This window comes from Rhodovulum sulfidophilum DSM 1374 (assembly GCF_001633165.1).
Taxonomy (GTDB): Bacteria; Pseudomonadota; Alphaproteobacteria; order Rhodobacterales; family Rhodobacteraceae; genus Rhodovulum; species Rhodovulum sulfidophilum.
Genome location: NZ_CP015418.1, coordinates 4,022,646 through 4,049,008 on the forward strand (window position 1 = coordinate 4,022,646; position 26,363 = coordinate 4,049,008).

Genomic DNA, 26,363 nt, shown 5'->3' on the forward strand with positions numbered 1-26,363 from the left:
AAGTTGACAATTTACCCGGCCGAGCGCATATCCGAGCGCAAAGCTAAGGAATAGGCACATGTTTATCCAGACCGAATCCACACCGAACCCTGCCACCCTGAAATTCCTGCCCGGACAGGCGGTTCTGGAAGCGGGCACGGCCGACTTTCCCACCGCCGACAGCTCGGCGACATCGCCGCTCGCGACGCGGATCTTCGGCGTGGAGGGCGTGCGCGGGGTCTTCTTCGGCACCGATTTCGTGACCGTGACCAAGGCCGACGCGGTCGAATGGGACCATATCAAGCCCGCGATCCTCGGCGCGATCATGGAGCATTTCCAGTCCGGCCAGCCGGTGATGACCGGTGAGAATGCGGATGCGGGCCATGCCGAACATGACGGTCCCGACGAAGATATCGTGCGTCAGATCAAGCAGTTGCTCGATACGCGCGTGCGTCCGGCCGTGGCCCAGGATGGCGGCGACATCACCTTCCACGGCTTCGACCGGGGGGTGGTCTATCTGCACATGCAGGGCGCCTGCGCGGGCTGTCCGTCCTCGACGCTGACCTTGAAGATGGGCATCGAGAACCTGCTGCGGCATTACATCCCCGAGGTCACCGAGGTCCGTCCGGTCGCCGACGCGATGTGATGGGACGCGGTATCGCTCCGATCCTTGCCTTCGACACCTCCGGTCCTCATTGCAGCGCGGCCCTGCTTCGGGACGGCGAGATCGTCCTGAGCAGACACCTCGAGATGGCGCGTGGCCAGGCCGAGGCTCTGATGCCGCTTCTGGGCGAGGTTCTCGACGAGGCCGGCCTCGACTGGTCCGATCTGGGCGGGCTTGGTGTCGGCGTGGGTCCCGGCAATTTTACCGGCATAAGGATTTCGGTCGCCGCCGCGCGCGGGCTTGCGCTGGCGGCGGGTCTGCCCGCCATCGGGGTGTCGATGTTCCAGGTTCTGCGCCGCAGCGCCCCCGGTCCCGAAACCGATCTTCTGAGCCTCGAGGCGCCGCGCGGTCTGGCCTATGTCCAGCCGCTGCGGGCAGACAAGCTTGGCGCCGCGCGAATGATCGACCCCGAGGCCCCCCCGCCGCTGGCCGAGATCGGGGCCGAGGGCATCGCCCATGTCACGGGCTTTGCCGCCCGACGGCTCGGCACGGCATTCGGCACCGGATGGCGCGAGGCGGTGCCAGCCGAGATCGCCCCTGCGATCGCCCGGGAGGCGGCCGCGCTTCTGGGCGGAGGCGAAGTCCAGCCCCGCCCCGCCCCGCTTTACGTCCGCCCTGCCGATGCGGCGCCACCCGCCGACCCGCCACCGGCGATCCTGCCGTGACGCCCGCCGTACTGGCTGCGCTGCATGCCCGCTGTTTCACCACGCCCCGACCTTGGAGCGCAGCCGAATTCGAGGCCTTGCTGGCCACCCCCGGGACCTTTCTCTGCGGCGATGCGCAGGCCATGGCCCTTGGCCGGGTCGCTGCAGGGGAGGCCGAATTGCTGACCATCGCCGTCGCACCCGAATGCCAAAGGACCGGGCTGGGTCGGGCAAGGCTGGCCGCATTCGAGGCTGGGGCGCGCGCCCGCGCGGCAGAGGAGGCTTTCCTCGAGGTCGCCACCGACAATGCTGCTGCCTGCGCGCTGTACCGGGCGGCGGGCTTCGAGCTGGCCGGGTGCCGGCCCCGCTATTACACCGCCCCCGACGGTCGATGCATCGACGCCCTCGTCATGCGCAAGGCCTTGTCGTCGCAGGGGTGAAATCCGGTTGACGCTTGCCCCGCTGCGCGGCCTTAATCGGGCTGGGCCAATGGCCATCGCCCCCGTGCAGCCCCCGCATTGCCCTCTGGCCGACACAGCAACCGGGAGACAGCAAGAGATGACGAAGATGCAGAAGGCCATGGCGGCCGCCACCGCTCTGGCATTGACCGCCGGAAATGCGCTGGCCGATCCGGCCCTGATTTACGACGTCGGCGGCAAATACGACAAGTCCTTCAACGAGGCCGCCTTCACCGGGGCCGAGCGCTGGAAGGCCGAGACCGGCGGCAGCTATCGCGAGATCGAGCTTCAATCCGAAGCCCAGCGCGAGCAGGCCCTGCGCCGTTTCGCCGAGGCCGGGCTGAATCCGATCGCGATGACCGGCTTTGCCTTCAAGGCGGTGCTGGAAGAGGTCGCGCCCGACTATCCCGACACGAAATTCGAGATCATCGACGAGACCGTCGAGGCCCCCAATGTCCGCTCGATTGTCTTTTCCGAACATGAGGGCAGCTATCTGGTCGGGATGATGGCCGCGATGGCGTCGGAAACGAACACCGTGGGCTTCGTCGGCGGGATGGACATCCCCTTGATCCGCAAATTCGCCTGCGGTTACGCCCAGGGCGCAAAGGCGGTCGGCGCCGATGTGACCGTGTTGCAGAACATGACCGGCACCACCGCCGATGCCTGGGCCGATCCGGTCAAGGGCAGCGAGCTTGCCCGCGCCCAGATCGGTCAGGGCGCCGACGTGATCTTTGCCGCGGCCGGCACCACCGGGCTGGGCGTGTTGCAGGCGGCGGCCGATGAGGGGATCCTCTCGATCGGGGTCGACAGCAACCAGAACCACCTGCATCCGGGCCAGGTGCTGACCTCGATGGTCAAGCGCGTCGATCTGGTCGTCTACGAGGCCTTCAGCGCCGGAACCGAGATGAAGACGGGCAGCTTCCGCCTGGGTCTGGCCGACGATGCCGTGGGCTATGCCATGGACGACAACAACAGGGAGCTGGTGACGCCCGAGATGATCGCGGCGGTCGAGGCCGCCAAGGCAAAGATCATTTCGGGCGAGATCGCGGTGCATGACTACATGTCCGACAATACCTGCCCGGTGAACTGACCGGCATGGCGGAGACGTCACTGTCCGGCGCCGATGCCGCCGTCCCGGCGCTCGAATTGCGGGGCATTTCAAAGGCGTTCGGGCCGGTGCAGGCGAACCGGGACATCTCGCTCCGGGTCCGGCGCGGCACGATCCACGGCATCATCGGCGAGAACGGCGCCGGCAAGTCGACGCTGATGTCGATCCTTTACGGCTTTTACCGCGCCGATGCGGGCGAGATCCTGATCGGCGGTCGGCCGGTCCGGATCGCCGACAGCCAGGATGCGATCCGCGCCGGCATCGGCATGGTGTTCCAGCATTTCAAGCTGGTCGAGCCCTTCACCGTGCTGGAGAACATCATCCTCGGCAGCGAAGAGGGGCCGCTTCTGTCGCGGTCGCTAGGCAAGGCCCGGCGCGCCCTGCGCAAGCTTGCCGCCGATTACGGGCTGGAGGTCGATCCCGATGCGCGGATCGAGGATCTGGGCGTCGGCATGCGCCAGCGGGTCGAGATCCTGAAGGCGCTTTATCGGCAGGCCGACATCCTGATCCTCGACGAACCGACCGGAGTGCTGACGCCGGCCGAGGCCGACCATCTTTTCCGGATATTGGAAAACCTCAAGTCCCAGGGCAAGACGATCATCCTCATCACCCACAAGCTGCGCGAGATCATGGCCGCGACCGACACGGTTTCCGTCATGCGTCGCGGGGAGATGATCGCCACCCTTGCTACATCCCAGACCAGCCCGGCCGAGCTGGCCGAGCGGATGGTCGGACGACAGGTCTTGTTGCGAACGGACAAGTCTCCGGCACGGCCGGGCAGCATCGTGCTTGAGATCGAGCGGCTTTGCGTGACCGATGCCGAAGGCGTGCGCCGCCTTTCGGACGTTTCGCTACAGCTTCGCGCTGGCGAGATCCTCGGGATTGCCGGGATCGCCGGAAATGGCCAGTCGCATCTGCTGGAGGTGCTGGGGGGCATCCGGCCCGCGACCGGCCATATCCGGATCGACGGGAAAGAGATCGACCTTTCCGGGCCGCGCGGCGACGCGCGCGCCCGCCGTGCGGCCGGCATCGCCCATGTCCCCGAGGACCGGCAGCGCGAGGGGCTGATCATGCCCTTCCACGCCTGGGAAGATTCGGTCTTCGGCTATCACACCGATCCCACGCTCCGGACCCGCCTGCGCCTGATGGACAATTCCCGCATCCGCGACCGCGCCGGGGCGCAGATGGCGCGGTTCGACATACGCCCGCCCGACCCCGACCTTGCCGCGCAGAGCTTTTCCGGCGGCAATCAGCAGAAGCTGGTCCTGGCGCGCGAGATCGACCGCAATCCCGACCTGCTTCTGATCGGCCAGCCGACCCGCGGCGTCGATATCGGTGCCATCGAACTGATCCACCGGCGCATTCTCGAGCTGCGCGACGCGGGCAAGGCGGTGCTGCTGGTCAGTGTCGAGCTGGACGAGATCCTGAACCTTTCCGACCGGATCGCGGTCATCTGCGGCGGGCGGATCATGGGCGAGCGCCGGGCCGACGAAACCGACGAGACCGAGCTGGGCATGATGATGGCCGGGCTCGGCGGACGGGCGGCCTGAGATGAGCGCGATGCCGAAATGGGCCGATCTGGTCCTGATCCCGCTGATCAGCCTCGCGATCGCGGGGCTGCTCTCGGCGCTGGTGATCCTCGGCATCGGAGAGGACCCGGTGGCCGCGGTGAAAATGATGATCTCGGGCGCGCTCGGCTCGACCTATGGCTGGGGCTACACGCTTTATTACGCGACCAACTTCATCTTCACCGGGCTTGCGGTCGCCATCGCCTTCCATGCCGGGCTGTTCAATATCGGCGGCGAGGGGCAGGCGACGCTGGGCGGGCTTGGCGTGGCGCTGGTCTGCCTGGCGCTGCCCTGGCCGCATTGGGCGCTGGCCCTGCCCGCGGCCGCGCTGGGAGCCGCGCTGTTCGGGGCCGCCTGGGCCGCGATACCGGCCTGGCTGCAGGCCCGGCGCGGCAGCCATATCGTCATCACCACGATCATGTTCAACTTCATCGCGGCCTCGCTGCTGAATTACCTGCTGGTGAACGTCCTGCGCCCGGCGGGCGCGATGGACCCGTCGAGCGCGCGCTTCGGCGATGGCACGCATCTGCCGACTTTGCATGAGCTTCTGGCGCCCTTCAGCATCGCCTTCTCGAAGGCCGCACCCGCCAATATCAGCTTCCTGCTGGCGCTGGCGGCCTGCCTCGCGGTGTGGCTGCTGATCTGGCGCACCCGCCTCGGCTATGAAATCCGGGCACTCGGCCATTCCGAACCGGCCGCGATCTATGCCGGCATCCACCCGCTGCGCACGGTGATGTGGGCGATGCTGATCTCGGGCGCGCTGGCCGGGCTGATGGCCGTCAACACGGTGATGGGCGAGGCCGAGCGGCTGGTCATGAACTCGGTCGAGGGCGCGGGCTTCATCGGCATCGCGGTCGCGCTGATGGGCCGGAACCATCCCCTGGGCGTCCTTCTCGCCGCGATCCTGTTCGGCTTCCTCTATCAGGGCGGGGCCGAGCTGGCGCTCTGGACCGACATCCCGCGCGAGCTGATCGTGGTGATCCAGGCGCTGGTGATCCTGTTTACCGGCGCGCTCGACAACATGGTGCGGATGCCGCTGGAACGGCTGTTTGTCGCGCTTCGGAAAGGATCCGCGTGATGGATTTTCCGACCCTGCTGCAGGTGCTCGATTCCACCGTCCGGCTGGCCACGCCGCTGTTGCTGGCCTGCCTCGCTGGGCTGTTTTCGGAACGCTCGGGCATCTACGACATCGGGCTCGAGGGCAAGATGCTGGCCGCGGCCTTCGGCTCGGCCGCAACCGCGGCGGTGACCGGCTCGATCTGGCTGGGGCTTCTGGCCGGGATCGGCAGCTCGATGGCCCTGGCCGGGCTCCACGGGCTCTCGGCCATCACCTTCCGGGGCAACCAGCTGATCTCGGGCGTCGCGATCAACTTCCTGGCGGCCGGGCTGACCGTGGTGCTGGCCCAGGACTGGTTCCATCAGGGCGGGCGCACGCCCACGCTGCCGGCGGGCGCGCGGTTCGAGGCCATCACCCTGCCCTTCGCCGAGACGCTGCGCCCGGTGCCGGGGCTGGGCCCGGTCTATGCCGAGCTGATCTCGGGCCATACGCTGCTGGTCTATGTCGCCCTAGCGCTGGTGCCGGTCAGCTGGTGGGTTCTGTATCGCACCCGCTTCGGGCTGAGGCTGCGGGCCGTGGGCGAGAACCCCGAAGCGGTCGATACCGCGGGCGTCTCGGTTCCGGCCACGCGCTATGCCGCGGTCGCGATCTGCGGCGCCCTCTGCGGGCTGGCGGGCGCCTATCTGGCGACCTCTTTGCAGGCGGGGTTTTCCAGGGACATGACCGCCGGGCGGGGCTATATTGCGCTGGCCGCGCTGATCTTCGCGAAATGGCGGCCCTGGCAGGCGCTGGCGGCGACCTTCCTGTTCGGGCTTTTGCAGGCGATGGCGCTGCGCTACCAGAATATCGAGCTTGCCGGGGTCGCCTTTCCGGCGCAGGTGATGGATGCGCTGCCCTATATCCTGACCGTGGTGATCCTTGCAGGCTTCGTCGGACGCGCGATCCCTCCCCGTGCGGGCGGCGAGCCCTATGTCAAGGAGCGTAAAATCTGACCCCGCCGGGCCGCGCATCCTTGCCAGGACCGGGGGAGGCGCTTTAGGGACCGGTCATGCAGATCTACCTACCCATCGCCGAAGTTTCCGTGAACGCCTTCCTGCTGCTTGGGCTTGGCGGGCTGGTCGGCATCCTGTCGGGCATGTTCGGCGTGGGCGGAGGCTTCCTGCTGACGCCCCTGCTGTTCTTCATCGGCATCCCGCCGGCCGTCGCCGTCGCGACCCAGGCCGCCCAGATCGTCGCCTCGTCGATCTCGGGCGTGCTGGCGCATTTCCGACGCAAGACGGTCGATCTGCGCATGGGCTCGGTGCTGCTGGCAGGCGGCATGGCGGGCGCGCTGCTGGGGGTCTGGATCTTCAACCTGATGCGCGGCATCGGCCAGGTCGATCTGCTGGTCAAGCTTTGCTACGTGGTCTTTCTGGGCATCATCGGCGCGCTCATGTTCGTCGAGAGCCTCGCCGCGCTCAACCGCACCCGCAAGGGCGTCGTGCGCAAACGCAAGCAGCGGACCTGGTTCGCCGCCCTGCCCTTCAAGATGAAGTTCCGCACCTCGGGGCTGTATCTCTCGGCGATCCCGCCGCTCATCGTCGGCGCCTTCGTCGGCGTGCTGTCGGCGATCATGGGGGTCGGCGGCGGCTTCATCATGGTGCCCGCGATGATCTACCTCCTGGGCATGCCGACCAAGGTGGTGATCGGCACCTCGCTGTTCCAGATCATCTTCGTCAGCGGCTTCACCACCATCCTGCACGCCACCACCAACCATACCGTCGATCTGGGGCTTGCGCTGCTGCTGCTGATCGGGGGCGTCGTCGGCGCCCAGATCGGCACCGGCATCGGGCTGAAGATGAAGGCCGAACAGCTTCGCATCCTGCTGGCGGCGCTGGTGCTGGCGGTCTGCGCCAAGCTGGCGCTCGACCTGCTGATCGAGCCCGCCGAGCTTTACTCCATCGCGGACCGGGTGCGCTGATGGCGCGCCGGCTCGCCCTTCTGCTGCCGCTTCTGCTGCTGGCCGCCCTGCCCGCCCGGGCCGAAAGCGTGGTCGCGGGCCTCAGCCAGACCCGGGTCTCGATCACCACCAATTTCGCGGGCTCCGAAATCCTGATCTTCGGCGCGGTCAAGCGCGACGCCCCTGCCCCCGAGGCGCCGCCTCTCGAGGTGGTGGTGACCGTCGCCGGCCCCTCGACGCCCGCGACCGTGCGCAAGAAGGACCGTCGGGGCGGGATCTGGATCAATACCGAGTCGGTCCGGATCTCGGCGGCGCCCAGCTTCTATGCCGTGGCCGCCACCGGCCCGCTGGAACGCGCTCTGTCGCAGACCGAGGATCTGCGCCACCAGGTATCGATCCCGCGCGCGATCCGGGCGGTGGGCGTCACCCAGGAAACCCCCGAGGCCCAGAGCTTCATCGACGCGCTCATCCGGATCCGGTCCGAGACAGGACTTTACCAGGAACTGCCCGGCGCCGTCGAACTGGACGAACAGACCCTTTTCCGAACCTCGATCGCGCTGCCCTCGAACCTGACGGAGGGCGAATATGCGACGCGGATCTTCCTGACCCGGGGCGGTGAGGTGGTCGATGCCTACGAGACCACGATCGGCGTGCACAAGGTCGGGCTGGAACGCTGGACCTATCTGCTGGCCCATGAACATCCGCTGGCCTATGCGATCCTGTCGCTCGCCATCGCCATCGCCGCGGGCTGGGGCGCCTCGGCCGCCTTCAGGATCATGAAAAGCTGATCAGCCGCGCCCGATATAGGGCATCGTCGTCGCCATCACCGTCATGAACTGCACATTGGCCTCGGGCGGCAACTCGGCCATGTGCAGGACCGAGCGCGCGGCATGGACGACATCCATGGTGGGCTGCACCGGTCGCCCCCCGACCCGCGCCCGCTCGGTCAGATCCTCGACCAGCGCGGTGCGGGCATTGCCGATATCGATCTGGCCGCAGGCAATGCCGAAAGGCCGCCCGTCGAGGCTGAGCGTCTTGGTCAGCCCGGTCACCGCATGTTTGGTCGTGGTATAGCAGACCGAGCCCTCGCGCGGGACATGGGCCGAGAGCGAGCCGTTATTGACGATCCGCCCGCCCTGCGGGTCCTGCCCCCGCATCCGCGCGAAGGCCGCGCGGGCGGCAAGGAACATGCCGCCGACATTGACCCCCAGCACCTGCGCCCAGTCGGCCGGGTCGATCTCGTCTATGGGACCCGACGGGCCGAAGGTGCCGGCATTGTTGAACAGCACGTCAAGCCGCCCGGCCCATCCCATGAAGGTGTCGAAAGCGGCCTCGACCGCCGCCGCATCGGTCACGTCGGCAGGCAGCGCCAGCGCGGCCTCGCGCCCCGCCGCGATCTCGTCCAGCAGATCGGCCCGGCGCGCCAGCAGCCCGACCCGCCAGCCATGGTCCAGAAACAGCTCTGCCGTGGCGCGGCCGATGCCGCTGCTGGCCCCGGTGATGAGGATCGTCCTGCCGGTCATGGGCGCGCCTCCTCGGCGGTCAGGGTCAGAGGCGCGGGCGCGGCGGTCAGGTCATCGGCACTCAGCGCCCCGGCCGGACGCGCCAGCCGGTAGCGCGTGACCCAAAGCAGCCGCTCCTCGGCGCGGGTGATCGCGACATAGGCCAACCGCTTCCAGAGCGGCTGGCCCGCCTCGACCCGCCCCGCCCGCGAGGCCGCGTAAAGATCGGGGGCGAAGACCTGCACCGCGGGCCATTGCGAGCCCTGCGCCTTGTGGATCGTCACCGCCGCCCCGTGCAGGAAGGCCGCGCCCATGGTGGCGGCATAGGGGATGAAGGGCTCTTCCTCCTCGGGCATCTCGATCTTGACGATCGAAGCCACCGACAGCCGCGGATCCTCGGCACCGATCACATGCATGATCGAAAAGCCGGGCTTGCGGCCCGGGCCCACATAGATCACCTGTGCGCCCTTGATCAGCCCGCGCGCCTCGAGATCGATCCGCTTCTTGCGGTGCTTGAGCGGCAGCTCGATCCCGTCGCAGATCAGCGGCTCGCCCGGCAGCAGCGCATCGGCAGGCGCGCCATGGGCATGGCGGAAGGCATGGATCAGCCGGATCCGCGTCGCATTGCGCCAGACCAGCACCGGCGAACGCGCCATCAGGTCGGAATCGACCCGGGGGGCAAGCTCGACGCGGGTGTCGCGGGCGGCGGCCTCCTCGACCATCCGCTCGAAGCGCTCGAAATCGACCTCCGGATCGGCCAGGGCATGGGCCAGATCGAGGATCGGGTTGTCGGTCTCCTGACGGTGGATGCGGTGCAGTTCCATCGTCTGCGGCCCGGCCAGCCGGTCGAACACCATCTGGCCCGACTGGTTGACCGGCGCCAGCTGGGCCGGATCGCCGAACACGACCAGCGCGGGAAAAAGCTCGCGCAGATCGTCGAACTGGCGTTCGTCCAGCATCGAGGCCTCGTCGACGAAACCGATATCGAGCGGGTCTTCGCGCCGCTTCCAGCCCTTGATGAAATCGCTGCCCTTGAGCCCGGCCGCGGCCAGCGCCCCGGGGACCGAGGCAACCGAGGCATAGAAGGCCTGCGCCCGGTCGAGCGCGGCCTCGGTCAGCCCCTCGATCTCGGGACGGTCGCACTCGCCGGTCAGCCATTCGGCGATCTTCTCGTATTCGGGGTCGTAGACCGGCGTGTAGATGATGCGGTGGATCGTGGTCGCGGGCACGCCGCGCTGGCGCAGCACGCTTGCCGCCTTGTTGGTCGGCGCCAGCACCGCCAGCGTCCGGCGTTCCTTGCGGCGCTTGCTCTCGTAATCGCCCGACACGACCTCGACACCCGCCTCGACCGCGGCGCGCACCAGTTCGGCCAGGAGCAGCGTCTTGCCCGACCCGGCCTTGCCGGTGATGGCCAGCACGCCGGTCTTGCCTTCGGTACGGGCCGAGTGGGACCCCTCATCCAGATCGACGCCGAAACCGCGCAGCAATTCTGTCACGCGGTCGTGGGCTTCGGCCTGATCGTCGGAAAAGCGCAGCTCGGGCAAGGTCATGGGCGCAGCCTACAGGCCGCGCCCGGCAGGTGCCAGCGCGATCAGGCCACGGCAAGCTCGCGCGGGGCGGCCGTCGGCGCCGAGAACGAGGCCCGGAACCAGCCAAGCGAGGTCTCGCGCCCGATGCCGAGCCGGGCCAGGGTGCGTGGCCAGGCCTCCTCCTGCATCTCCCACAGGCCGAGCCCGATCCAGTTGCGGCCGTTGCCAGCGGCACCGATCACGTCGGGTTCGACCCCCATCACGCGATAGATCCGCGCCAGCCGCAGATCGAAGACGGCGACGAAATGCTCGACCGCGAACTGGGCCATCACCTCGCCCGCCCCCAGGACCAGCCCGGCCGTGACCTCGCGTCCGGCATCGGGCGCCAGACAGAACCGGGTGCATTCCCAGATCAGCGGGCTTTCGATGCGGACGCCGCCGGTGACATGAAGGAAATGTTCGTTGACCATCGTCCGCCCGGTGGTCGGCAGAAACCGCATCGAGCCCCCGTGCCGGCCATTCGCCTGTTCCCAGATGACGTAAAGCGGGTTGAGCCCATCATACTGGTCGCGCTCCTCGCCCCTGTCATTGACAGTCACCGCCCAGCCGAGCCGGTCGTGGAACTGGCGCGCCCGGTCCCGGAACATGGTGTCGCGCAGAAGCGGAAACTTGTGAAGGTCGACGCCGTAGATGTAACGCAGCATGATTGGGAGCCCTCTGCCGATCACTTGATACGGTCAGGCTAAGGAGCGTTCGGTTACCAACGCGCTAAGCAGAGGAACGCCCACCTCATATTTTCTGGAGAATTTTCCGCCTTAACAACAGGTTAAACATCAGACCACGATCAGGCCGGTGCTCAGGGCGCGGGCCACCGCATGGGTGGTGTTGAGCGCACCGAGCTTGTGCCGCGCGGTTTCGACATAGACCCGCAGCGTGTGTTCGGAGATCGAAAGCTCCTGCGCGGCCTGCGCCCGGCTCATGCCCTTGGCCAGAAGCGTCATCGCACTGAGTTCACGCGGCGAAAGCGCGGCGCGCGGCGCCGGATCGGACCATTGCTCGAATTCCAGCGCCTTCTTGTTGAAATCATGCGCGATCAGGATCAGGTCGCGCAGATTGATCTGCTTGAACATCTCCCAGGCCGCGTCCGAACAGCTGTCATTGACGGTGAACAAAGCGAACTGGCCCTTTGGTCCGTGCAGCGGAATCGAGACGCCCTGATTGCCGAGCCCGTAGGACATGGCGTCACGCAGGAACACCCGGGCCTGTTTCGAGGACCAGTCCAGCTCTTTCCAGTCGACCGGGTGAAACCGGCTGTAACAGCCGAAGATCACCGGGTCGATCATCAGGTAATCGCATTCGAGATAGCGGTCGACCCATTCGGTCGAGTAGGTGCCCGCGCCATAGCGTTCGCCGACGCTGTTCACCCAGTGATAGACGATATGCAACACGCCATAGCGGTCGCGCAGATCTTCGGTGACACAATAAAGGTCCTCAAGCGTCGTTGCCCGTTGCAAACGGTCCAGGAACAATTCTAAGCCGCCTTGCATCACATGAATCTGCATCGCCCCACGCCGTCATCGACGACGCTCTTTCCCCGACCGCACCTCGCGCACGACCGGCCTCGAGGGAGGAAATCTCGACTGCGGCCAGAGCCTGGCAGGTGAGAAGCTCCTCGGACAGTTCTGTCAGTCCGTTCTTTCTCGCATAGTTCTTGAGGTCGCCAAGAATGTCGATCAGCCATTCGTGCTTCATGGTCGTTGTCCATTCCCAGTGGTTAATGAAACGTTAAAATAAGTCTAGCATGGGAGATAAAACCGCGAAATTCGCGGATTCACCCTCCCCGGAAATGGGGAGGGATCGCAAAGCCAAGCTATTGTTTTCCGGGAAACGGCAGAGCGATTCGCGTGACAGAAGGCGAGTCGTCCATAAAGCACGCAATGCATGCTCTATGGAATCAAACACAACCAAAGGGTGAAATCAAGCCGAGGGTCCGGCCTCCAGCACATCGGCGAAAGTCCGCAGGCCGGTCCGCGGCGCCTGCACCAGAACCGCCATGTTGCCGGGCTTGTGCTCGTTGCGCAGCATCTTCAGATGCGCCTGCGGGATCTCGGCCCAGGGAAAGACCTCGGACATGCAGGGATCGAGCCGACGCTGGCACATCAGCCGGTTCGCCGCCGCGGCCTGCTTGAGATGGGCGAAATGGCTGCCCTGGATGCGCTTCTGGTGCATCCAGACATAACGCGCATCCATGGTCAGGTTGAAGCCGCTGGTGCCGGCACAGATCACCACCATGCCGCCGCGCTTGACCACGAAGGTCGAGACCGGGAAGGTCGCCTCGCCGGGATGCTCGAACACCATGTCGACATTCACGCCCTTGCCGGTCGTCTCCCAGATCGCCTTGCCGAACTTGCGGACCTCGCCGAACCAGGCCTTGTATTCCGGCGTGTTGACCTTGGGCAGCTGGCCCCAGCAGTTGAAGTCCTTGCGGTTGATGACCCCCTTGGCGCCCAGATCCATGACGAAGTCGCGCTTGCTCTCGTCCGAGATCACGCCGATGGCGTTCGCCCCCGCGGTGTTGATCAGCTGGATCGCGAAGGATCCGAGCCCGCCCGAGGCGCCCCAGACCAGCACGTTCTGGCCGGGCTTCAGCTCATGCGGGTGGTGGCCGAACAGCATCCGATAGGCGGTGGCCAGCGTCAGCGTGTAACAGGCCGATTCCTCCCAGGTCAGATGCCGGGGCCGCGGCAGAAGCTGCTGGGCCTGGACGCGGGTGAACTGCGCGAAAGACCCGTCGGGGGTCTCGTAGCCCCAGATCCGCTGGCTGGGCGAGAACATCGGATCGCCGCCATTGCATTCCTCGTCGTCGCCATCGTCCTGGTTGCAGTGGATCACGACCTCGTCGCCCACCTTCCAGTTCTTCACCGCCGATCCGACGGCCCAGACGATGCCCGCGGCATCGGAGCCCGCGATGTGGTAGGGCGCGCCATGACCGTCGAAGGGAGAGACGGGAATGCCAAGCCCGGCCCAGATGCCATTATAATTCACGCCCGCGGCCATCACCAGGACCAGCACCTCGTGGCTGTCGATGGCGGGCGTCTCGACCACCTCGGCCTGGAAGGACTTGTCGGGCTCGCCATGGCGCTCGCGCCGGATCGCCCAAGCGTACATCTTCGACGGAACATATCCCAGGGGCGGCATCTCGCCGATCTCGTAAAGCTCTTTCTCGGGCGCCTCATAGGGCGCGATCGATGGGTTGGTATCGAGTGCCATGGGGGCCTCCATGTCGGTCCTTGGTCTTCGCCGCATCGCAGAATCGCGTGGCTCTTCCCGGTGAGATAGATCTGGCCGCGCAATTTTTCAACGTAAATCACCACATTTTCGGCAACTTTATGTCTCAGTCGCCACCATGATGCCGCGACGCAGCGAATTGACATAGCCATATTCTTTCCTTTATCTGCTATATATCGAAATATTATTGCACCACGATCCGCGAGCCGTGCCATGACCGAGACGACCAAAGACCGCCCCTGGCTGTTCCGTACCTATGCCGGCCATTCCACCGCCGAGGCCTCGAACGCGCTTTACCGCGCCAACCTCGCCAAGGGGCAGACCGGGCTTTCGGTGGCCTTCGACCTGCCGACCCAGACCGGCTATGACAGCGATCACGAGCTGGCGCGCGGCGAGGTCGGCAAGGTCGGCGTGCCGATCGACCACCTGGGCGACATGCGGACGCTGTTCGACCGGATCCCGCTGGAACAGATGAACACCTCGATGACCATCAACGCGCCCGCCCCCTGGCTGCTGGCCCTGTATATCGCCGTGGCCGAGGAACAGGGCGCCGATGTCTCGAAGCTGCAGGGCACGGTGCAGAACGACCTGATCAAGGAATATCTGAGCCGCGGCACCTATATCTGCCCGCCCAAGCCCAGCCTCCGGATGATCACCGATGTCGCGGCCTATACCCGCGAGCATCTGCCGAAATGGAACCCGATGAACGTCTGTTCCTACCACCTGCAGGAAGCGGGGGCGACGCCGGAACAGGAGCTGTCCTATGCGCTGGCGACCGCGACCGCGGTGCTGGACGATCTGCGCGGGAAGGTGGCGCCCGAGGACTTCCCCGGCATGGTCGGACGGATCTCGTTCTTCGTGAATGCCGGCATCCGCTTCGTCACCGAGATGTGCAAGATGCGCGCCTTCGTCGAGCTCTGGGACGAGATCTGCCAGGAACGCTACGGCGTCGAGGACCCCAAATATCGGCGCTTCCGTTACGGGGTGCAGGTCAACAGCCTCGGCCTGACCGAGCAGCAGCCGGAAAACAACGTCTACCGGATCCTGATCGAGATGCTGGCGGTGACGCTGTCGAAAAGCGCCCGCGCCCGCGCGGTGCAGCTTCCGGCCTGGAACGAGGCGCTGGGGCTGCCACGGCCCTTCGACCAGCAATGGTCGATCCGGATGCAGCAGATCCTGGCCTACGAGACCGACCTCCTGGAATACGAGGACCTGTTCGAGGGCAATCCGGCCGTCGCCGCCAGGGTCGAGAAGCTCAAGCATGATGCCCGGGCCGAACTGGCGCAGATCGACGCGATGGGCGGTGCGGTCGCCGCGATCGAGCACATGAAATCGCGGCTCGTCGAAAGCAACTCCGACCGTATCGGCGGGGTCGAGACCGGCGCCACCGTGGTGGTGGGCGTGAACGCCTGGACCGAGGGCGAGCCCTCGCCGCTGACCTCGGGCGAGGACGCGATCATGGTGGTCGATGCAAGCGTCGAGGCCGACCAGATTGCCCGGCTGGCTGCCTGGCGCGAGACCCGTGACGGCGCGGCGGTCGAGGCCGCTCTGGCCGCGCTCCGCGAGGCGGCGGCAACGGGCCGGAACATCATGCCGCCCTCGATCGAAGCAGCCAGGGCCGGGGCCACGACCGGCGAATGGGGCGACGTGATGCGCGCGGTCTTCGGCCAGTATCGCGGCCCCACCGGAGTCTCGAAAAACCCCTCGAACCGGACCGAGGGGCTGGACGAGATCCGCGCCGAGGTCGATGCGCTGGCCGCGCGGCTCGGACGGCGGCCGAAGTTCCTGGTCGGCAAGCCCGGGCTCGACGGTCATTCGAACGGCGCCGAGCAGATCGCGGCCCGCGCCCGCGATTGCGGCATGGACATCTCCTATGAGGGTATCCGGCTCACGCCCTCGGAAATCGTGGCGGCCGCCAGGGCCGAAGGCGTCGACATCGTCGGGCTGTCGATCCTGTCGGGCAGCCATATCCCGCTGATGGAAAGCCTGATGCGGCTGATGAAGGAAGAAGACCTGACCCATATTCCGGTGGTGGTGGGCGGCATCATCCCCGAGGAAGACGCCAGGCGACTGCGCGCGATGGGGGTGGCCAAGGTCTATACGCCGAAGGATTTCGAGCTGAACCGGATCATGTTCGACGTGGTCGCGCTGATCTCGCCCGAACAGGTGGCGGCGGAATAGCCAGCGGCTATAACGGGGGTCTCATCGAAGGAGGAGCCCCCATGAGCCTTCACATCGGCGCGCAACCCGGCGAGATCGCCGAGACCGTGCTTCTGCCCGGCGACCCGCTTCGGGCGGAATGGGCGGCCGAGACCTTTCTGGACGATCCGGTCTGCATCAACCGGGTGCGCGGCATGCTGGGCTTTACCGGGTTCTGGCGCGGCCACCGGGTCACGATCCACGGCAGCGGCATGGGGATGCCCTCGCTGTCGATCTATGCCAACGAGCTGATCCGCGAGCATGGCGCGAAGACGCTGATCCGGATCGGATCGGCCGGCGCGATGCAGGCGCATGTCGCGCTGCGCGACATCGTGCTGGCGATGACCAGTTCGACGCTTTCGACGCCCTCACGCGGCACCTTCCGCGAGCTGAATTTCGCCCCTTGCGCCGATTTCGGGCTTCTGGCGGCGGCGCATCGGGCCGCGGCCGCTAAAGGCGCCAGCCCCCATGTCGGCGGCATCTATTCGGCCGATGCCTTCTATGACGAGCGCCCCGATCTCAATGCCGAGCTGACCCGGCATGGCGTTCTGGCGGTCGAGATGGAAGCGGCCGAGCTTTACATCCTGGCCTCGCGGCACGGGGCGCGGGCGCTGGCGGTGCTGACGGTCTCGGACCATCTGCTGACCGGGGCGGCGCTTTCGAGCGAGGACCGGCAGAGCGGATTCGGCGAGATGGTCGAGATCGCGCTGGAGGCGGCGTTTTCCTGAGCGCGTTGTCCTGAATCGGATGCAGCGCGCCGGGGCAGGCGTTGCGGCTTGGGTATTTGCGCCAAGAAGAAGATCAGAGCCCGTGCGAGCGGTCGTAGGGCGCCGGCTCGGGCGGCGTCCAGCCGCCGAGCGCGCCCGGGGTCGGAGCGAAGATCTCGACGCCCAGCGGATGGCAGCGCGCATGGTCCGTCGAATTGCCGCTGCAATCGCCCCAAGGGCAGGCGCTGAGCGCGCAAAGCAGGTCGATCTCGGCAAAGAGATCGAGATGATCGCCCGGACGGACCGGGCTTGCCTTGGTGAAATAGCGGTGGCTGTCGCGGGTGAAGCCCGTGCACATGAAGACGTTCAGCACGTCATGGACAAGGGGCTCGGCCGCGTCGGGGGCAAGGCCGGTTTCGGCGACGAGCGCCCGGATCAGGTTCGAATGGCAGCAGCGATGGAAGGGCGCGCCGCCGAGCCGGGCATTGGTATAGGGATCGCAGCGGGTGCCGATCACGTCATGGACGCCCGCGCCGTCGGCATCGAAGCCGTACCAGCCGAGGCTGTCGGCGATCACGGTGGCCATCGGGCGCAGATGCGGAAAGCCCGACCAGAGCCGGTCGCCGGTGGTGACATGGGTGCCGTGCAGGGCCCGGGTCTTGCCGGAATAGAACCGCTCGGACAGGTCATGGGCGTTCCAGAGGTTCAGATCGCCGACCTGCGGTCCCTCGATGCAGGAGATCCGCAGTACATGGCCCGCCGGAACGCGGAAGGCGCGGGCGTCGCGGGCGGGGATCTCGAGTTGAGCGACCCGGGTCATGCCGGCGCGGAGCCCGTCATAAAGCGCCATCGGCGGTGCAGGCAGGCATTCGGGCGGGTAGCAGACGACCGGGGGCGCGGCCCGGCGCTCGGCGGCATCGGCGGGTTCGGGACGGGGCTCTGTCGGCATCGGGAACTCCCTGGGCTGCGTCATTCGACCGGGCGACCGAGAAGCGCGATGGCAAGGCCCAGCACGGCAAGGCCCGCAAAGCCCGCGGCGCGGCCGCCCTGCCCTGCCCTGCGCGCGGCCAGCGCCGCGATCCCCGCTTCCAGTGCATAGTAAAGCGCGAAGGCCCGCGAGGCATAGGCGATGATCGCGAAGATATCCGCCGTCCAGGTCAGCGCGATCCCCGCCGTAACCAGCACCGCATAGGCCGCGCGGTTGCCGATGAGGCCCTTCGAGCGTTCCGCGACAAGCCCGCCCGCGCCGGTGGTATCGGCGACAGAGGCGCTGAACTGCGCGGCCAGCGCCGCCACCGTCAGCACCAGAGGCAGCAGCGGCGAAACCGCCGCCGTCATGCCGATGATGGCGGTATCGTCAAGCGCGCCCTTGCCCGGCGCAAAGCACAGCACCAGGAGCGTGACATAGACGAGATAGATCACGGTCGAGACATATTGCGCGGCCCGCATCGAGCGGATCCTGAGATCTGCATCATATTCGGCGCCGAGATAGCGCGAGGTCTCGAAGCCCTGCACCGTCACGATCAGCCCGAAGAACAGCGTCAGCGCGGCCCAGGGCTCGACGCTGGCGGGCGTCAGCACCGGGCCGGTGGTCGTGGCCGTGTCGCCGAAGAAGAGCCCAAGCCCGACCAGAAGCCCGCAGATCGCCGCGAGATTGAGGCTCACCGCGTATTTCTCAAGCCCCTCGAGCGCCTTGAACCCCCTGGTGAGGCCGGTGGCAAGGATCAGCAGGAAGACCGCCGTGGTCACTACCCGCGCCGCAAGCGGCGTGTCGAAAGGGGTCAGGCGCACCGCGAAGGCGCCCAGAAGGTTCAGGTAATAGGCGACCGAAATGACATAGGAAAAGGCCAGCATCCAGCCCGCCGCCGTTTCGGCGAGAGCACCGAGACGCCCGGGCGGGGAGCCATGGGCGCCTGCGGCAATGCTGTAGCGGATCGCGCCGCCGAAGCCGAAGGCGATCAGCGCCAGCAGCGCCATGGCAGCGGGGGACCAGACCCCGAGGCTCTGGTTCAGGATCGGCCCCAGCACCAGAAAACCCGAGCCGATGATCGAGGCAAGCGGCGTCACCATCGCCTGCCAGAACCGCCAGCGCCGCATCGGCGGCGACAGGATCAGGACAAGTCCAGCCGCCGCCGTGGCGAGGATCAGGATGTCGCGCAGCACCGGGCGCGCGCGTCAGACCGAGCGCTCGACCATCATCTTCTTGATCGAGGCGATGGCCTTGGCCGGGTTCAGCCCCTTGGGGCAGGTCTTGGTGCAGTTCATGATGGTGTGGCAGCGATAGAGCTTGAACGGGTCTTCCAGCGCATCGAGCCGCTCGCCCGTGGCCTCGTCGCGCGAGTCGATGATCCAGCGGTAGGAATGCAGGAGCGCGGCCGGGCCGAGATACTTGTCGCCGTTCCACCAGTAGGACGGACAGGCCGTCGAGCAGCTGGCGCACATGATGCATTCGTAAAGCCCGTCGAGCTTCTTGCGGTCCTCGATCGACTGGCGCCATTCCTTGGCGGGCGTGTTCGATTGCGTTTCCAGCCAGGGCATGACGCTGGCATGCTGGGCGTAGAAATGGGTGAGGTCGGGCACCAGATCCTTGACCACCGGCATATGCGGCAGCGGGTAGATCTTCACGTCGCCCTTGATCTCGTCCATGCCGCGGGTACAGGCCAGCGTGTTGACCCCGTCGATATTCATCGCGCAGGAGCCGCAGATCCCCTCGCGGCAGGAGCGGCGGAAGGTCAGCGTCGGATCGATCTCGTTCTTGATCTTGATCAGCGCGTCGAGAATCATCGGCCCGCAGCTGTCGAGATCAACGAAATAGGTATCGACGCGCGGGTTCTCGCCGGTATCCGGGTCCCAGCGATAGATCCGGAAGGTCCGCAGGTTCTTGGCCCCCTCGGGCTTCGGCCAGGTCTTGCCCTTGCGGACAGTCGAGTTCTTGGGCAGCGTGAGTTGGACCATCGTTTCACCTTCCAGTCAGGTTTGCGAAGCGCAAGGTTTCGGAGGCAGTCCGCGTCCCTTGACCTTGAACGCATAGGACAGGATTTCCTCGGTGACATCCGGCGGGTTCGTTTGGGTGAACCCGTGGAAAATCGTTTCCTCGTAATCGACCTTGCCCAGCCATTTCGCGGTCTTGGGCAAGGCGATCGGCATGATCGAGCGCTCGAAGCACCAGCGCGCCAGACGCACGTCGACGAATTTCTGGCTGTCGCGCATGAACTCGAAGGACGGGAAATCCTCGGCGTGCATGATGGCCGCACAGGTCGCGATCTGGTCGACGACAATGGCGTTCTGCAGCTTCGAATGGAACCGGAACCCCTGCCGGAAATCGGCGATGCGGCTCCGATCATAGGAAAGCGCGCGGACAAGCTTGCCCCGCCGAATGAGATCCCAGCGGCTGAGATAGAGCGACCCGTGATATCCGGCCAGGTGACCGCGACCGAAGGGCGCAAACAGCTCCAGGGTCCGTTCCACGAATTCCGGGGGATAGTCGATATCGTCATCGACCATCAGCACATAGTCTGCGCCGGACACATCCGGGTAGAACTTTCCGGTATCCTTGGTGTCGGTATCGGGAATGATCTGGTGAACATTCGGGAACGCCGCGAACTCATCCAGAGGCGCCTCATACTGGTTCAGGACCAGATTGAGCCGATCCACCTGCGGCGCCAACTGGGCAACGGCCTTGGCAAGCCCCGCGCGGCGCGGCGGATAGGTTGCCATATTTGCCACAATACTCATCAGATACTCCCTCCGGAATGCGGGCCTTGCACCGCGGATCCCGAGTGCCGCTGTCCGCCGTCCCGGCGCCATTCCTGGCGGTCACTCGGCACGCTTACTCTCCCCGAATATATCGGCAAACTCAGCAGTCTCCAGCAGCGGAAGGCTTTTCATGGGCGACAGGTTCACAACCTTAACGTCCTTTTCACTCGCCCACTTCGCCAAAAAGGCCAGCGCAGCCCGCATCTTTGATACCCGTACATCTGAAATGAACTTCAGCCTGTAAGCTTCACTGGCAGATTCACGATAAAAATAGGGTTCTCCAGAGTCGAATGTCAGATCTATTCCAGCGAGATATATCCGTTTATACCCCATCGCAACGGCCACCTGCACCGCAACCCCGGCCACCGTGTGAGTGTCAAAAAGGGGTCTGGTCAGGTCATCCTGCGCAAAGCCATCATCTATCTTCGGCTTGCCATAAAGATCGAACCTAATACAATTTTCCGGATCATCTACAACTGCATCGGAAGACAAGAAAACCGCATCAAAAGAAGAAAACCTTTGCCGGAGGTCTGCCTCCTGCGCGGCTTTCGGATCTGCCACGATCAAGTATTTCTTGCTCGCCTCTATATTGTCGCAAGCAATAGAAGCCTTATTGAGGGCAAAAATATCGCAGCGTCTTATTTGAGAAAGGTCAAGCTTCGAAATCGACGGAGCACTACCGAGAATGAGGCAGCGTTCCCCCTTCCTAGAGTTGTTCATTCCGCCGAGATGAGCGTGATCGACCTGATACAAGCGGCGTCGCAGCTTTCTGCGAAGTCCTTTCAACACCCATTTGGGCGAGCCCACAGAACGGATGGCATGGTTTGGCTCGACAGGCTTCGCCGTCTGCCGCCATCGACGTCGCCAAGCACGTAATCTTTCCCGCCGCTTTTGCCGCTTGAAAAGCAAATTGAGTTCCGGGGGATACTCCACGATCGTTCCGGATCTGCGGAAGGCCGCCCAAGAAGGGTGAAGGCCCTGCGGACCGGGATTCTTGGTCAGCCGCGTCACCATCAGATCCAGTCCTGCATCGGCGGCGAAGCGATCGACATTCTCCACCACCAGCGGCCATTCCTCATGATAGTCGTTGCCCGCGATCATGCCGCCCACGCGCAGCTTGGCGTACCAGTCATAGAGCGTGCGCCCGGCCTCTTCGCCGGTATGGGCGTAGCCATCAACATATATAAAATCGAAATAGCCGTCCGGGAACAGGTCCAGCGCCTCGGAGAAAAAACTTCTGATCAGGCGGTAGTTGGCATCGAGGCCGATCGCCTTCACCGCCGCGATGTATTCGCCGGTATCGTGGCGATCGGCATAGGCATCGACCCCCCACAATTCCCGGAAGCAGCCGCTCTGCCAGAGGCGCGCCGAGAAATCGCCACTGGCCACGCCAAGCTCGATCCCGCGCAGGCCACCCTGCTCACCAAGCATGTGCGGGAGGTCGGCGCGTTCGATGTCCAGCTTCTGCGACGGCTTGCCCATCGGGGCGTCCTTTCGGGTAGACGGGCAAGACCGCAGGGCCGGAGGCAGGAAAGCCCCGGGGCCACGCGGTCCGCCGCAATCAATACACCCGCGCCTTGGGCGCGATCTTCTTCATGTCGATGCCGCCCTCGTCGGTCGTGCTCAGCGGGTCGAGATGGACCGGCCGGTAGGCCAGCTCGACCCCGGCCCCCTCGACCTTGGCCAGCGAGTGCTTGCGCCAGTTCGCATCGTCGCGGTCGGGATAGTCCTCATGGGCATGCGCCCCGCGGCTTTCCTTGCGGGCCTCGGCCGCGACCACCGTGGCCAGCGCGTTCGGCATCAGGTTGGCCAGTTCGAGCGTTTCCATCAGGTCCGAGTTCCAGATCAGCGACCGGTCGGTGACCTTGATGTCGCCAAGCTTGCCCGCGACGGCGGTCATCTTGGCGACCCCGTCGGCCAGCGACTTGTCGGTACGGAAGACGGCGGCGTCGGCCTGCATCGTCTTCTGCATCTCGAGCCGCAACTCGGCCGTCGCGACCGAGCCCGTGGCATGGCGCAGCCCGTCGAACCGTTCCAGCGCCTGGTCGATCGAGGCCTTGGGCGGCACCGGCACGGCGGTTTCGGGATCGACGATCTGGCCCGCGCGGATGGCGGCCGCGCGGCCGAAGACGACAAGGTCGATCAGCGAGTTCGAGCCCAGCCGGTTCGCGCCATGGACCGAGGCGCAGCCCGCCTCGCCCACGGCCATCAGCCCCGGTGCCACGCGGTCGAAATCGCCCTCGACCGGGTTCAGCACCTCGCCCCAGTAGTTGGTCGGGATGCCGCCCATGTTGTAATGGACCGTCGGCAGCACCGGGATCGGCTCCTTGGTGACATCGACGCCCGCGAAGATCCGCGCCGATTCCGAGATGCCGGGAAGGCGCTCGGCCAGGGTCTCGGGCGGCAGGTGGCTGAGGTTGAGGTGGATGTGGTCCTTGTTCGGCCCGACGCCACGACCTTCGCGGATCTCGATGGTCATGCAGCGCGAGACGACATCGCGCGAGGCCAGATCCTTGTAGGTCGGCGCGTAGCGTTCCATGAACCGCTCGCCTTCCGAGTTGGTCAGATACCCGCCCTCGCCGCGCGCGCCCTCGGTGATCAGGCAGCCCGCGCCGTAGATGCCGGTCGGGTGGAACTGCACGAACTCCATGTCCTGCAGCGGCAGCCCGGCCCGCGCGATCATGCCGCCGCCATCGCCGGTGCAGGTATGGGCCGAGGTCGCGCTGAAGAAGGCCCGGCCATAGCCGCCGGTCGCCAGCACCACCATCTTGGCCGAGAAGACATGCATCGTGCCGTCATCGAGCTTCCAGGCCAGCACGCCCTGGCACTGCCCGTCCTCGGACATCAGCAGGTCGATGGCGAAGTATTCGATGAAGAACTCGGCCTTCTGCTTGAGGCTCTGGCCGTAAAGCGTGTGCAGGATGGCGTGGCCGGTCCGGTCGGCGGCGGCACAGGTCCGCTGCACCGGCGGGCCTTCGCCGAATTCGGTGGTATGGCCGCCGAACGGGCGCTGGTAGATCCGCCCGGCTTCGGTGCGCGAGAAGGGCACGCCGTAATGTTCCAGCTCGTAGACCGCCTTCGGGGCCTCGCGCGCGAGGTATTCCATCGCATCGGTATCGCCCAGCCAGTCCGACCCCTTCACGGTGTCGTACATGTGCCATTGCCAGTGGTCGGGGCCCATGTTGCCGAGGCTCGCGGCGATGCCGCCCTGGGCGGCCACCGTATGCGACCGGGTCGGGAAGACCTTGGTCACGCAGGCGGTGCGCAGGCCCTGTTCGGCCATGCCCAGCGTGGCGCGCAGACCGGCCCCGCCGGCCCCCACGACAACCACGTCATATTCATGCGTCTCGTATTCGTAAGCGGCCATGTGTCCTGCTCTCCGTTGTCTCAGATCGCGATCCGCACGACCGCGTACATGCCCGCCGCCATCACCGCATAGCTCAGGCAGGTTGCCCCCCACAGCAGCGCCTTGCGGGTCATGCCGTCACAGTAATCCTCGATCAGCATCTGCGCGCCGCGGCGGAAATGCAGCATGCCGGCCGCAATGGTCAAGAGCGCCACCACCGCCGGGAACGGCCGCGAGAAGGTGGCGATCACCTCGTCATGCGAGGCGCCGAGCGACGTGCCGATGAAGAACACGAAAAACGGCACCAAGAGCGTCAGCCCGACGCCGCTGACATTCATGGACCAGTGGTGGTGCGTGCCTGCCTTGGCGGCGCCGAGCCCCTCGGCGCGCTTGCGGTCGGTGAGATAGCGCATGATGCGGGCCTCCCTCAGAAGATCCAGAGGATCAGGACGGTCAGGACGCTCAGCACCGCCGAGCCGATCACGCAGATCCAGCCGAGTTTCTCGGCGGTCTCGAGCTCGAGCCCGTAGCCATTGTCCCAGATGATGTGACGGATGCCCGCCAGCGTGTGATACCAGAGCGCCCAGAGCGAGCCGAACATCACCAGATTGCCGAACCAGGAGGTCAGCACCCAGTCGGCGCGGGCAAAGGCCTCGGGTCCGGCCCCGGCGGCCAGCAGCCACCAGACGATCAGCACCGCGCCGAGGATCAGCGCATTGCCTGTCACGCGGGTCAGAATGGACGTCACCGAGGTGAGCTGCGGGCGATAGATCTGCAGGTGTGGGGAAAGCGGGCGGTTTCCCCGTTCGATGTCAGCCATGGGGTCCCTCTCGTGCTGGGGGTGTGCTGTCGGGGCTGTGATACCGGATTTTGGGGCGGAGTCACGCTGTGAACGCCAAATTGATCCTGTTTTTTCCGCCGCAACTGCGAAAAAAAGGTTTTTGTGATCACGCCTCGCTTTGTCGTGATCACAGTTTCAGAGCTGATCCCTGTGATCCGGGATGCAGCGCCATCGCAACCGGTAGACACCACCATCGACCTTCCTCACCAGCAGCAGCCGGCAGAGATCGGCGCCGCTTTCATAGCTGAGGAACTTGCCGACCCCCAGGCGGTAATCCTTTCCGTCGAAGGCCAGATAGGCATGGCCAGAGCCTCCGCGCAGAACCGTCAGCGGGATGACGCGGCCGTCGCTGGCCTCGACCTCCCAGGTCTCGAGAACAGGCAGATCGAAGACGCCGAAGGAAACATGGGCGATGACGGCGGTCGCATCGTCGAGAGGCCGCGCCGCTTCGGCCGCCACCCGCGCCGCCTCGCTGACGATGGCCGCGCGGGTTGCCGTGTCGGTCCTGTCGCCCACGATCCGGCCCATGCCATCGGCGATCCGGGTCAGTTGGGCCACGGCCTCTTCCGCGGTCCGGGGCATCGGGTCGTGCAGGAAGGCGTAAAAGCCCAGAAGCGCCAGGCCCATGGTCGCGGCGCCGCCGACAAAGGTTCCGATCGAAGCAAGCCTGTTCAACATTCGCGCAAAGCAAAACGAGGATCCGAAGACCCTCGCAGCCTAGCACGAACCGGCCGTCTTCCCTAGACCGGCATCAACGCCCAGTAATCGAGGTCCAGCAGAACCTCGGGCCGGTACTTGCCATCCGCGCCGCGAAGCTCTCCGGGAACGCCGCCCGCCTTGACCGCCACCAGCCGCAGCCGGATCGCACCGACGCCCGGGGCCGAGGTCTCGGCCTTGTCCAGCACCTCGGACCAGGCGCGGACGGTATCGCCCGCGAAGCACGGATTGGCATGGGCCCCGCCATTCAGCCCGACGATCATCTGCGCATTGGCCAGCCCGTTGAAGGACAGCGCGCGCGCCAGGCTGATGACATGGCCGCCATAGATCAGCCGTCGACCGTCTTCGCGGAAGGTGGCGTCGAAATGCACCTTGGCGGTGTTCTGCCAGAGCCGGGTGGCCTGCATGTGCTCGGCCTCCTCGACGGTCACGCCGTCGACATGGTCGATCACCTCGCCGATCTCGTAATCGGCCATCCGGTGCGGCTCGCCCGCCAGGGTGAAATCGTAGCCGGTGAAATCGAGCCCCTCGGGCAGCACCAGATCGCCTGCCGCCACGACCCCGGCAAGCCGGGGCACCACGGTTTCGGGCGCGGGAGCCTCGAGGTCGCGCTTGCGCACCATCACCCAGCGCACATAGTCGAGCACCAGTTCGCCCCGCTGATCGAGCCCCCGGGTCCGGACCCAGACCACGCCCGATTTGCCGTTCGAGTTCTGCTTGAGCCCGATCACCTCGGATGCCGACCGCAGCGTGTCGCCCGGCCGGACCGGCCGATGCCAGCGCCCTTCGGCATAACCGAGATTGGCAACCGCATTCAGCGAGATGTCGGGCACGGTCTTGCCGAAGACCGTGTGGAAGGCGATCAGATCGTCGAGCGGGGCCGCGCCCAGACCGCAGGCCGCCGCGAAGGCATCCGAGGAATAAAGCGCGTGCCGCGCCGGATACAGCGCGTGATAAAGCGCGCGCTCGCCCCCCGACAGGGTCCGCGGCACAGCATGCGGGATCACCTGCCCCACCGCGTAATCCTCGAAGAAACGACCCGGATTGGTCTTGGCCATGGC

Annotated in this window: 27 protein-coding genes; 11 read left to right on the top strand and 16 right to left on the bottom strand. The window is 65.9% G+C overall.

Annotation, left to right across the window (positions count from 1 at the left end; translation table 11 throughout):
- Positions 1–58: 58 nt before the first annotated feature.
- The 9 genes from A6W98_RS18590 (at position 59) to A6W98_RS18630 (ending at position 8,205) form a co-directional block, all read left to right on the top strand.
- Positions 59–625: a NifU family protein gene (locus tag A6W98_RS18590; RefSeq protein ID WP_042464178.1), complete on the top strand. Its 567-nt coding sequence runs from the start codon at positions 59–61 to the stop codon at positions 623–625.
- Positions 625–1,308 carry a tRNA (adenosine(37)-N6)-threonylcarbamoyltransferase complex dimerization subunit type 1 TsaB gene (tsaB, locus tag A6W98_RS18595; protein ID WP_042464180.1) on the top strand — a complete coding sequence of 228 codons (684 nt, stop codon included), beginning with the start codon at positions 625–627 and terminating at the stop codon, positions 1,306–1,308. Before A6W98_RS18590 ends, tsaB begins: the two co-directional genes overlap by 1 nt.
- Entirely contained in the window at positions 1,305–1,727 is a 423-nt protein-coding gene (locus A6W98_RS18600) for a GNAT family N-acetyltransferase (RefSeq protein ID WP_042464182.1), read from the top strand. Before tsaB ends, A6W98_RS18600 begins: the two co-directional genes overlap by 4 nt.
- A 118-nt stretch (positions 1,728–1,845) precedes the next feature.
- Positions 1,846–2,835, top strand: coding sequence for a BMP family lipoprotein (locus A6W98_RS18605; RefSeq protein ID WP_042464184.1), 990 nt, complete (start codon positions 1,846–1,848; stop codon positions 2,833–2,835).
- A 5-nt stretch (positions 2,836–2,840) separates the two neighbouring features.
- A complete protein-coding gene (locus A6W98_RS18610; RefSeq protein WP_042464186.1) occupies positions 2,841–4,403 on the top strand; it encodes an ABC transporter ATP-binding protein in 1,563 nt (520 codons plus the stop codon).
- 1 nt (position 4,404) lies between these two features.
- Positions 4,405–5,499, top strand: coding sequence for an ABC transporter permease (locus tag A6W98_RS18615; protein ID WP_042464188.1), 1,095 nt, complete (start codon positions 4,405–4,407; stop codon positions 5,497–5,499).
- Positions 5,499–6,470, top strand: coding sequence for an ABC transporter permease (locus A6W98_RS18620; protein WP_042464190.1), 972 nt, complete (start codon positions 5,499–5,501; stop codon positions 6,468–6,470). The genes A6W98_RS18615 and A6W98_RS18620 overlap by 1 nt, the downstream gene beginning before the upstream one ends.
- 56 nt (positions 6,471–6,526) lie before the next feature.
- Positions 6,527–7,438: a sulfite exporter TauE/SafE family protein gene (locus A6W98_RS18625; RefSeq protein WP_042464192.1), complete on the top strand. Its 912-nt coding sequence runs from the start codon at positions 6,527–6,529 to the stop codon at positions 7,436–7,438.
- Positions 7,438–8,205 (top strand): TIGR02186 family protein, encoded by a 768-nt coding sequence (locus A6W98_RS18630; RefSeq protein ID WP_042464194.1) that lies wholly within the window; start codon positions 7,438–7,440, stop codon positions 8,203–8,205. Before A6W98_RS18625 ends, A6W98_RS18630 begins: the two co-directional genes overlap by 1 nt.
- Here the strand turns inward: A6W98_RS18630 and A6W98_RS18635 are convergent, their stop codons facing one another.
- The 6 genes from A6W98_RS18635 to ccrA form a co-directional block, all read right to left on the bottom strand.
- The gene (locus A6W98_RS18635; RefSeq protein WP_042464195.1) at positions 8,206–8,940 is read right to left on the bottom strand and encodes an SDR family oxidoreductase; all 735 of its coding nucleotides are present in this window, start codon (positions 8,938–8,940) and stop codon (positions 8,206–8,208) included.
- Positions 8,937–10,469 (bottom strand): ATP-dependent DNA helicase, encoded by a 1,533-nt coding sequence (locus A6W98_RS18640; protein ID WP_042464197.1) that lies wholly within the window; start codon positions 10,467–10,469, stop codon positions 8,937–8,939. Before A6W98_RS18640 ends, A6W98_RS18635 begins: the two co-directional genes overlap by 4 nt.
- Before the next feature lie 41 nt (positions 10,470–10,510).
- Entirely contained in the window at positions 10,511–11,152 is a 642-nt protein-coding gene (locus tag A6W98_RS18645; protein ID WP_042464199.1) for an acyl-homoserine-lactone synthase, read from the bottom strand.
- A gap of 129 nt (positions 11,153–11,281) precedes the next feature.
- Positions 11,282–11,995, bottom strand: coding sequence for a helix-turn-helix transcriptional regulator (locus A6W98_RS18650; RefSeq protein WP_042465404.1), 714 nt, complete (start codon positions 11,993–11,995; stop codon positions 11,282–11,284).
- Positions 11,940–12,200 (bottom strand): hypothetical protein, encoded by a 261-nt coding sequence (locus A6W98_RS21575; RefSeq protein ID WP_162106056.1) that lies wholly within the window; start codon positions 12,198–12,200, stop codon positions 11,940–11,942. Before A6W98_RS21575 ends, A6W98_RS18650 begins: the two co-directional genes overlap by 56 nt.
- Positions 12,201–12,425: 225 nt before the next feature.
- Complete coding sequence (gene ccrA, locus A6W98_RS18655; RefSeq protein WP_042465407.1) at positions 12,426–13,718, bottom strand: crotonyl-CoA carboxylase/reductase; 1,293 nt, start codon at positions 13,716–13,718, stop codon at positions 12,426–12,428.
- Between the two features lie 231 nt (positions 13,719–13,949).
- Between ccrA and A6W98_RS18660 the strand changes: the two genes are divergently transcribed.
- Together A6W98_RS18660 and deoD are read left to right on the top strand one after the other, a co-directional pair.
- Positions 13,950–15,917 (top strand): protein meaA, encoded by a 1,968-nt coding sequence (locus A6W98_RS18660; RefSeq protein ID WP_042464201.1) that lies wholly within the window; start codon positions 13,950–13,952, stop codon positions 15,915–15,917.
- Positions 15,918–15,958: 41 nt separating this feature from the next.
- Positions 15,959–16,663 carry a purine-nucleoside phosphorylase gene (deoD, locus tag A6W98_RS18665; protein WP_042464203.1) on the top strand — a complete coding sequence of 235 codons (705 nt, stop codon included), beginning with the start codon at positions 15,959–15,961 and terminating at the stop codon, positions 16,661–16,663.
- A gap of 73 nt (positions 16,664–16,736) precedes the next feature.
- Here the strand turns inward: deoD and A6W98_RS18670 are convergent, their stop codons facing one another.
- The 10 genes from A6W98_RS18670 to A6W98_RS18715 form a co-directional block, all read right to left on the bottom strand.
- Positions 16,737–17,591 (bottom strand): urea carboxylase-associated family protein, encoded by an 855-nt coding sequence (locus tag A6W98_RS18670; RefSeq protein ID WP_042464205.1) that lies wholly within the window; start codon positions 17,589–17,591, stop codon positions 16,737–16,739.
- A gap of 20 nt (positions 17,592–17,611) precedes the next feature.
- Positions 17,612–18,805, bottom strand: coding sequence for a hypothetical protein (locus A6W98_RS18675; RefSeq protein ID WP_042464206.1), 1,194 nt, complete (start codon positions 18,803–18,805; stop codon positions 17,612–17,614).
- Between the two features lie 12 nt (positions 18,806–18,817).
- Complete coding sequence (locus tag A6W98_RS18680; protein ID WP_042464208.1) at positions 18,818–19,597, bottom strand: succinate dehydrogenase iron-sulfur subunit; 780 nt, start codon at positions 19,595–19,597, stop codon at positions 18,818–18,820.
- A 15-nt stretch (positions 19,598–19,612) separates the two neighbouring features.
- The gene (locus tag A6W98_RS18685) at positions 19,613–20,377 is read right to left on the bottom strand and encodes a hypothetical protein (protein ID WP_155734859.1); all 765 of its coding nucleotides are present in this window, start codon (positions 20,375–20,377) and stop codon (positions 19,613–19,615) included.
- Positions 20,378–20,458: 81 nt separating this feature from the next.
- The gene (locus A6W98_RS18690) at positions 20,459–21,880 is read right to left on the bottom strand and encodes a class I SAM-dependent methyltransferase (RefSeq protein WP_042464212.1); all 1,422 of its coding nucleotides are present in this window, start codon (positions 21,878–21,880) and stop codon (positions 20,459–20,461) included.
- Between the two features lie 79 nt (positions 21,881–21,959).
- Complete coding sequence (gene sdhA / locus A6W98_RS18695) at positions 21,960–23,765, bottom strand: succinate dehydrogenase flavoprotein subunit (RefSeq protein WP_042464214.1); 1,806 nt, start codon at positions 23,763–23,765, stop codon at positions 21,960–21,962.
- A 20-nt stretch (positions 23,766–23,785) separates the two neighbouring features.
- The gene (sdhD, locus tag A6W98_RS18700; RefSeq protein WP_042464216.1) at positions 23,786–24,157 is read right to left on the bottom strand and encodes a succinate dehydrogenase, hydrophobic membrane anchor protein; all 372 of its coding nucleotides are present in this window, start codon (positions 24,155–24,157) and stop codon (positions 23,786–23,788) included.
- Positions 24,158–24,171: 14 nt separating this feature from the next.
- Positions 24,172–24,564, bottom strand: a complete 393-nt coding sequence (gene sdhC, locus A6W98_RS18705; protein ID WP_042464217.1) for a succinate dehydrogenase, cytochrome b556 subunit — start codon at positions 24,562–24,564, stop codon at positions 24,172–24,174.
- A 156-nt stretch (positions 24,565–24,720) separates the two neighbouring features.
- The gene (locus A6W98_RS18710; protein WP_155734860.1) at positions 24,721–25,212 is read right to left on the bottom strand and encodes a hypothetical protein; all 492 of its coding nucleotides are present in this window, start codon (positions 25,210–25,212) and stop codon (positions 24,721–24,723) included.
- Between the two features lie 113 nt (positions 25,213–25,325).
- A complete protein-coding gene (locus tag A6W98_RS18715; protein ID WP_042464221.1) occupies positions 25,326–26,360 on the bottom strand; it encodes a MaoC family dehydratase in 1,035 nt (344 codons plus the stop codon).
- Between the last annotated feature and the right edge of the window lie 3 nt (positions 26,361–26,363).

Coding starts and splice junctions, on each gene's coding strand:
- A6W98_RS18620 (WP_042464190.1), top strand. CDS start 5,499: ATGGATTTTCCGACCCTGCTGCAGGTGCTCGATTCCACCGTCCGGCTG.
- A6W98_RS18660 (WP_042464201.1), top strand. CDS start 13,950: ATGACCGAGACGACCAAAGACCGCCCCTGGCTGTTCCGTACCTATGCC.
- ccrA (WP_042465407.1), bottom strand. CDS start 13,718: ATGGCACTCGATACCAACCCATCGATCGCGCCCTATGAGGCGCCCGAG.
- A6W98_RS18685 (WP_155734859.1), bottom strand. CDS start 20,377: ATGAGTATTGTGGCAAATATGGCAACCTATCCGCCGCGCCGCGCGGGG.
- A6W98_RS18625 (WP_042464192.1), top strand. CDS start 6,527: ATGCAGATCTACCTACCCATCGCCGAAGTTTCCGTGAACGCCTTCCTG.
- A6W98_RS18635 (WP_042464195.1), bottom strand. CDS start 8,940: ATGACCGGCAGGACGATCCTCATCACCGGGGCCAGCAGCGGCATCGGC.
- A6W98_RS18680 (WP_042464208.1), bottom strand. CDS start 19,597: ATGGTCCAACTCACGCTGCCCAAGAACTCGACTGTCCGCAAGGGCAAG.
- sdhD (WP_042464216.1), bottom strand. CDS start 24,157: ATGCGCTATCTCACCGACCGCAAGCGCGCCGAGGGGCTCGGCGCCGCC.
- tsaB (WP_042464180.1), top strand. CDS start 625: ATGGGACGCGGTATCGCTCCGATCCTTGCCTTCGACACCTCCGGTCCT.
- A6W98_RS18615 (WP_042464188.1), top strand. CDS start 4,405: ATGAGCGCGATGCCGAAATGGGCCGATCTGGTCCTGATCCCGCTGATC.
- sdhC (WP_042464217.1), bottom strand. CDS start 24,564: ATGGCTGACATCGAACGGGGAAACCGCCCGCTTTCCCCACACCTGCAG.
- deoD (WP_042464203.1), top strand. CDS start 15,959: ATGAGCCTTCACATCGGCGCGCAACCCGGCGAGATCGCCGAGACCGTG.
- A6W98_RS18640 (WP_042464197.1), bottom strand. CDS start 10,469: ATGACCTTGCCCGAGCTGCGCTTTTCCGACGATCAGGCCGAAGCCCAC.
- A6W98_RS18645 (WP_042464199.1), bottom strand. CDS start 11,152: ATGCTGCGTTACATCTACGGCGTCGACCTTCACAAGTTTCCGCTTCTG.
- A6W98_RS18610 (WP_042464186.1), top strand. CDS start 2,841: ATGGCGGAGACGTCACTGTCCGGCGCCGATGCCGCCGTCCCGGCGCTC.
- A6W98_RS18710 (WP_155734860.1), bottom strand. CDS start 25,212: ATGGGCCTGGCGCTTCTGGGCTTTTACGCCTTCCTGCACGACCCGATG.
- sdhA (WP_042464214.1), bottom strand. CDS start 23,765: ATGGCCGCTTACGAATACGAGACGCATGAATATGACGTGGTTGTCGTG.
- A6W98_RS18590 (WP_042464178.1), top strand. CDS start 59: ATGTTTATCCAGACCGAATCCACACCGAACCCTGCCACCCTGAAATTC.
- A6W98_RS18650 (WP_042465404.1), bottom strand. CDS start 11,995: ATGCAAGGCGGCTTAGAATTGTTCCTGGACCGTTTGCAACGGGCAACG.
- A6W98_RS18605 (WP_042464184.1), top strand. CDS start 1,846: ATGACGAAGATGCAGAAGGCCATGGCGGCCGCCACCGCTCTGGCATTG.
- A6W98_RS18630 (WP_042464194.1), top strand. CDS start 7,438: ATGGCGCGCCGGCTCGCCCTTCTGCTGCCGCTTCTGCTGCTGGCCGCC.
- A6W98_RS18715 (WP_042464221.1), bottom strand. CDS start 26,360: ATGGCCAAGACCAATCCGGGTCGTTTCTTCGAGGATTACGCGGTGGGG.
- A6W98_RS18690 (WP_042464212.1), bottom strand. CDS start 21,880: ATGGGCAAGCCGTCGCAGAAGCTGGACATCGAACGCGCCGACCTCCCG.
- A6W98_RS21575 (WP_162106056.1), bottom strand. CDS start 12,200: ATGAAGCACGAATGGCTGATCGACATTCTTGGCGACCTCAAGAACTAT.
- A6W98_RS18670 (WP_042464205.1), bottom strand. CDS start 17,591: ATGCCGACAGAGCCCCGTCCCGAACCCGCCGATGCCGCCGAGCGCCGG.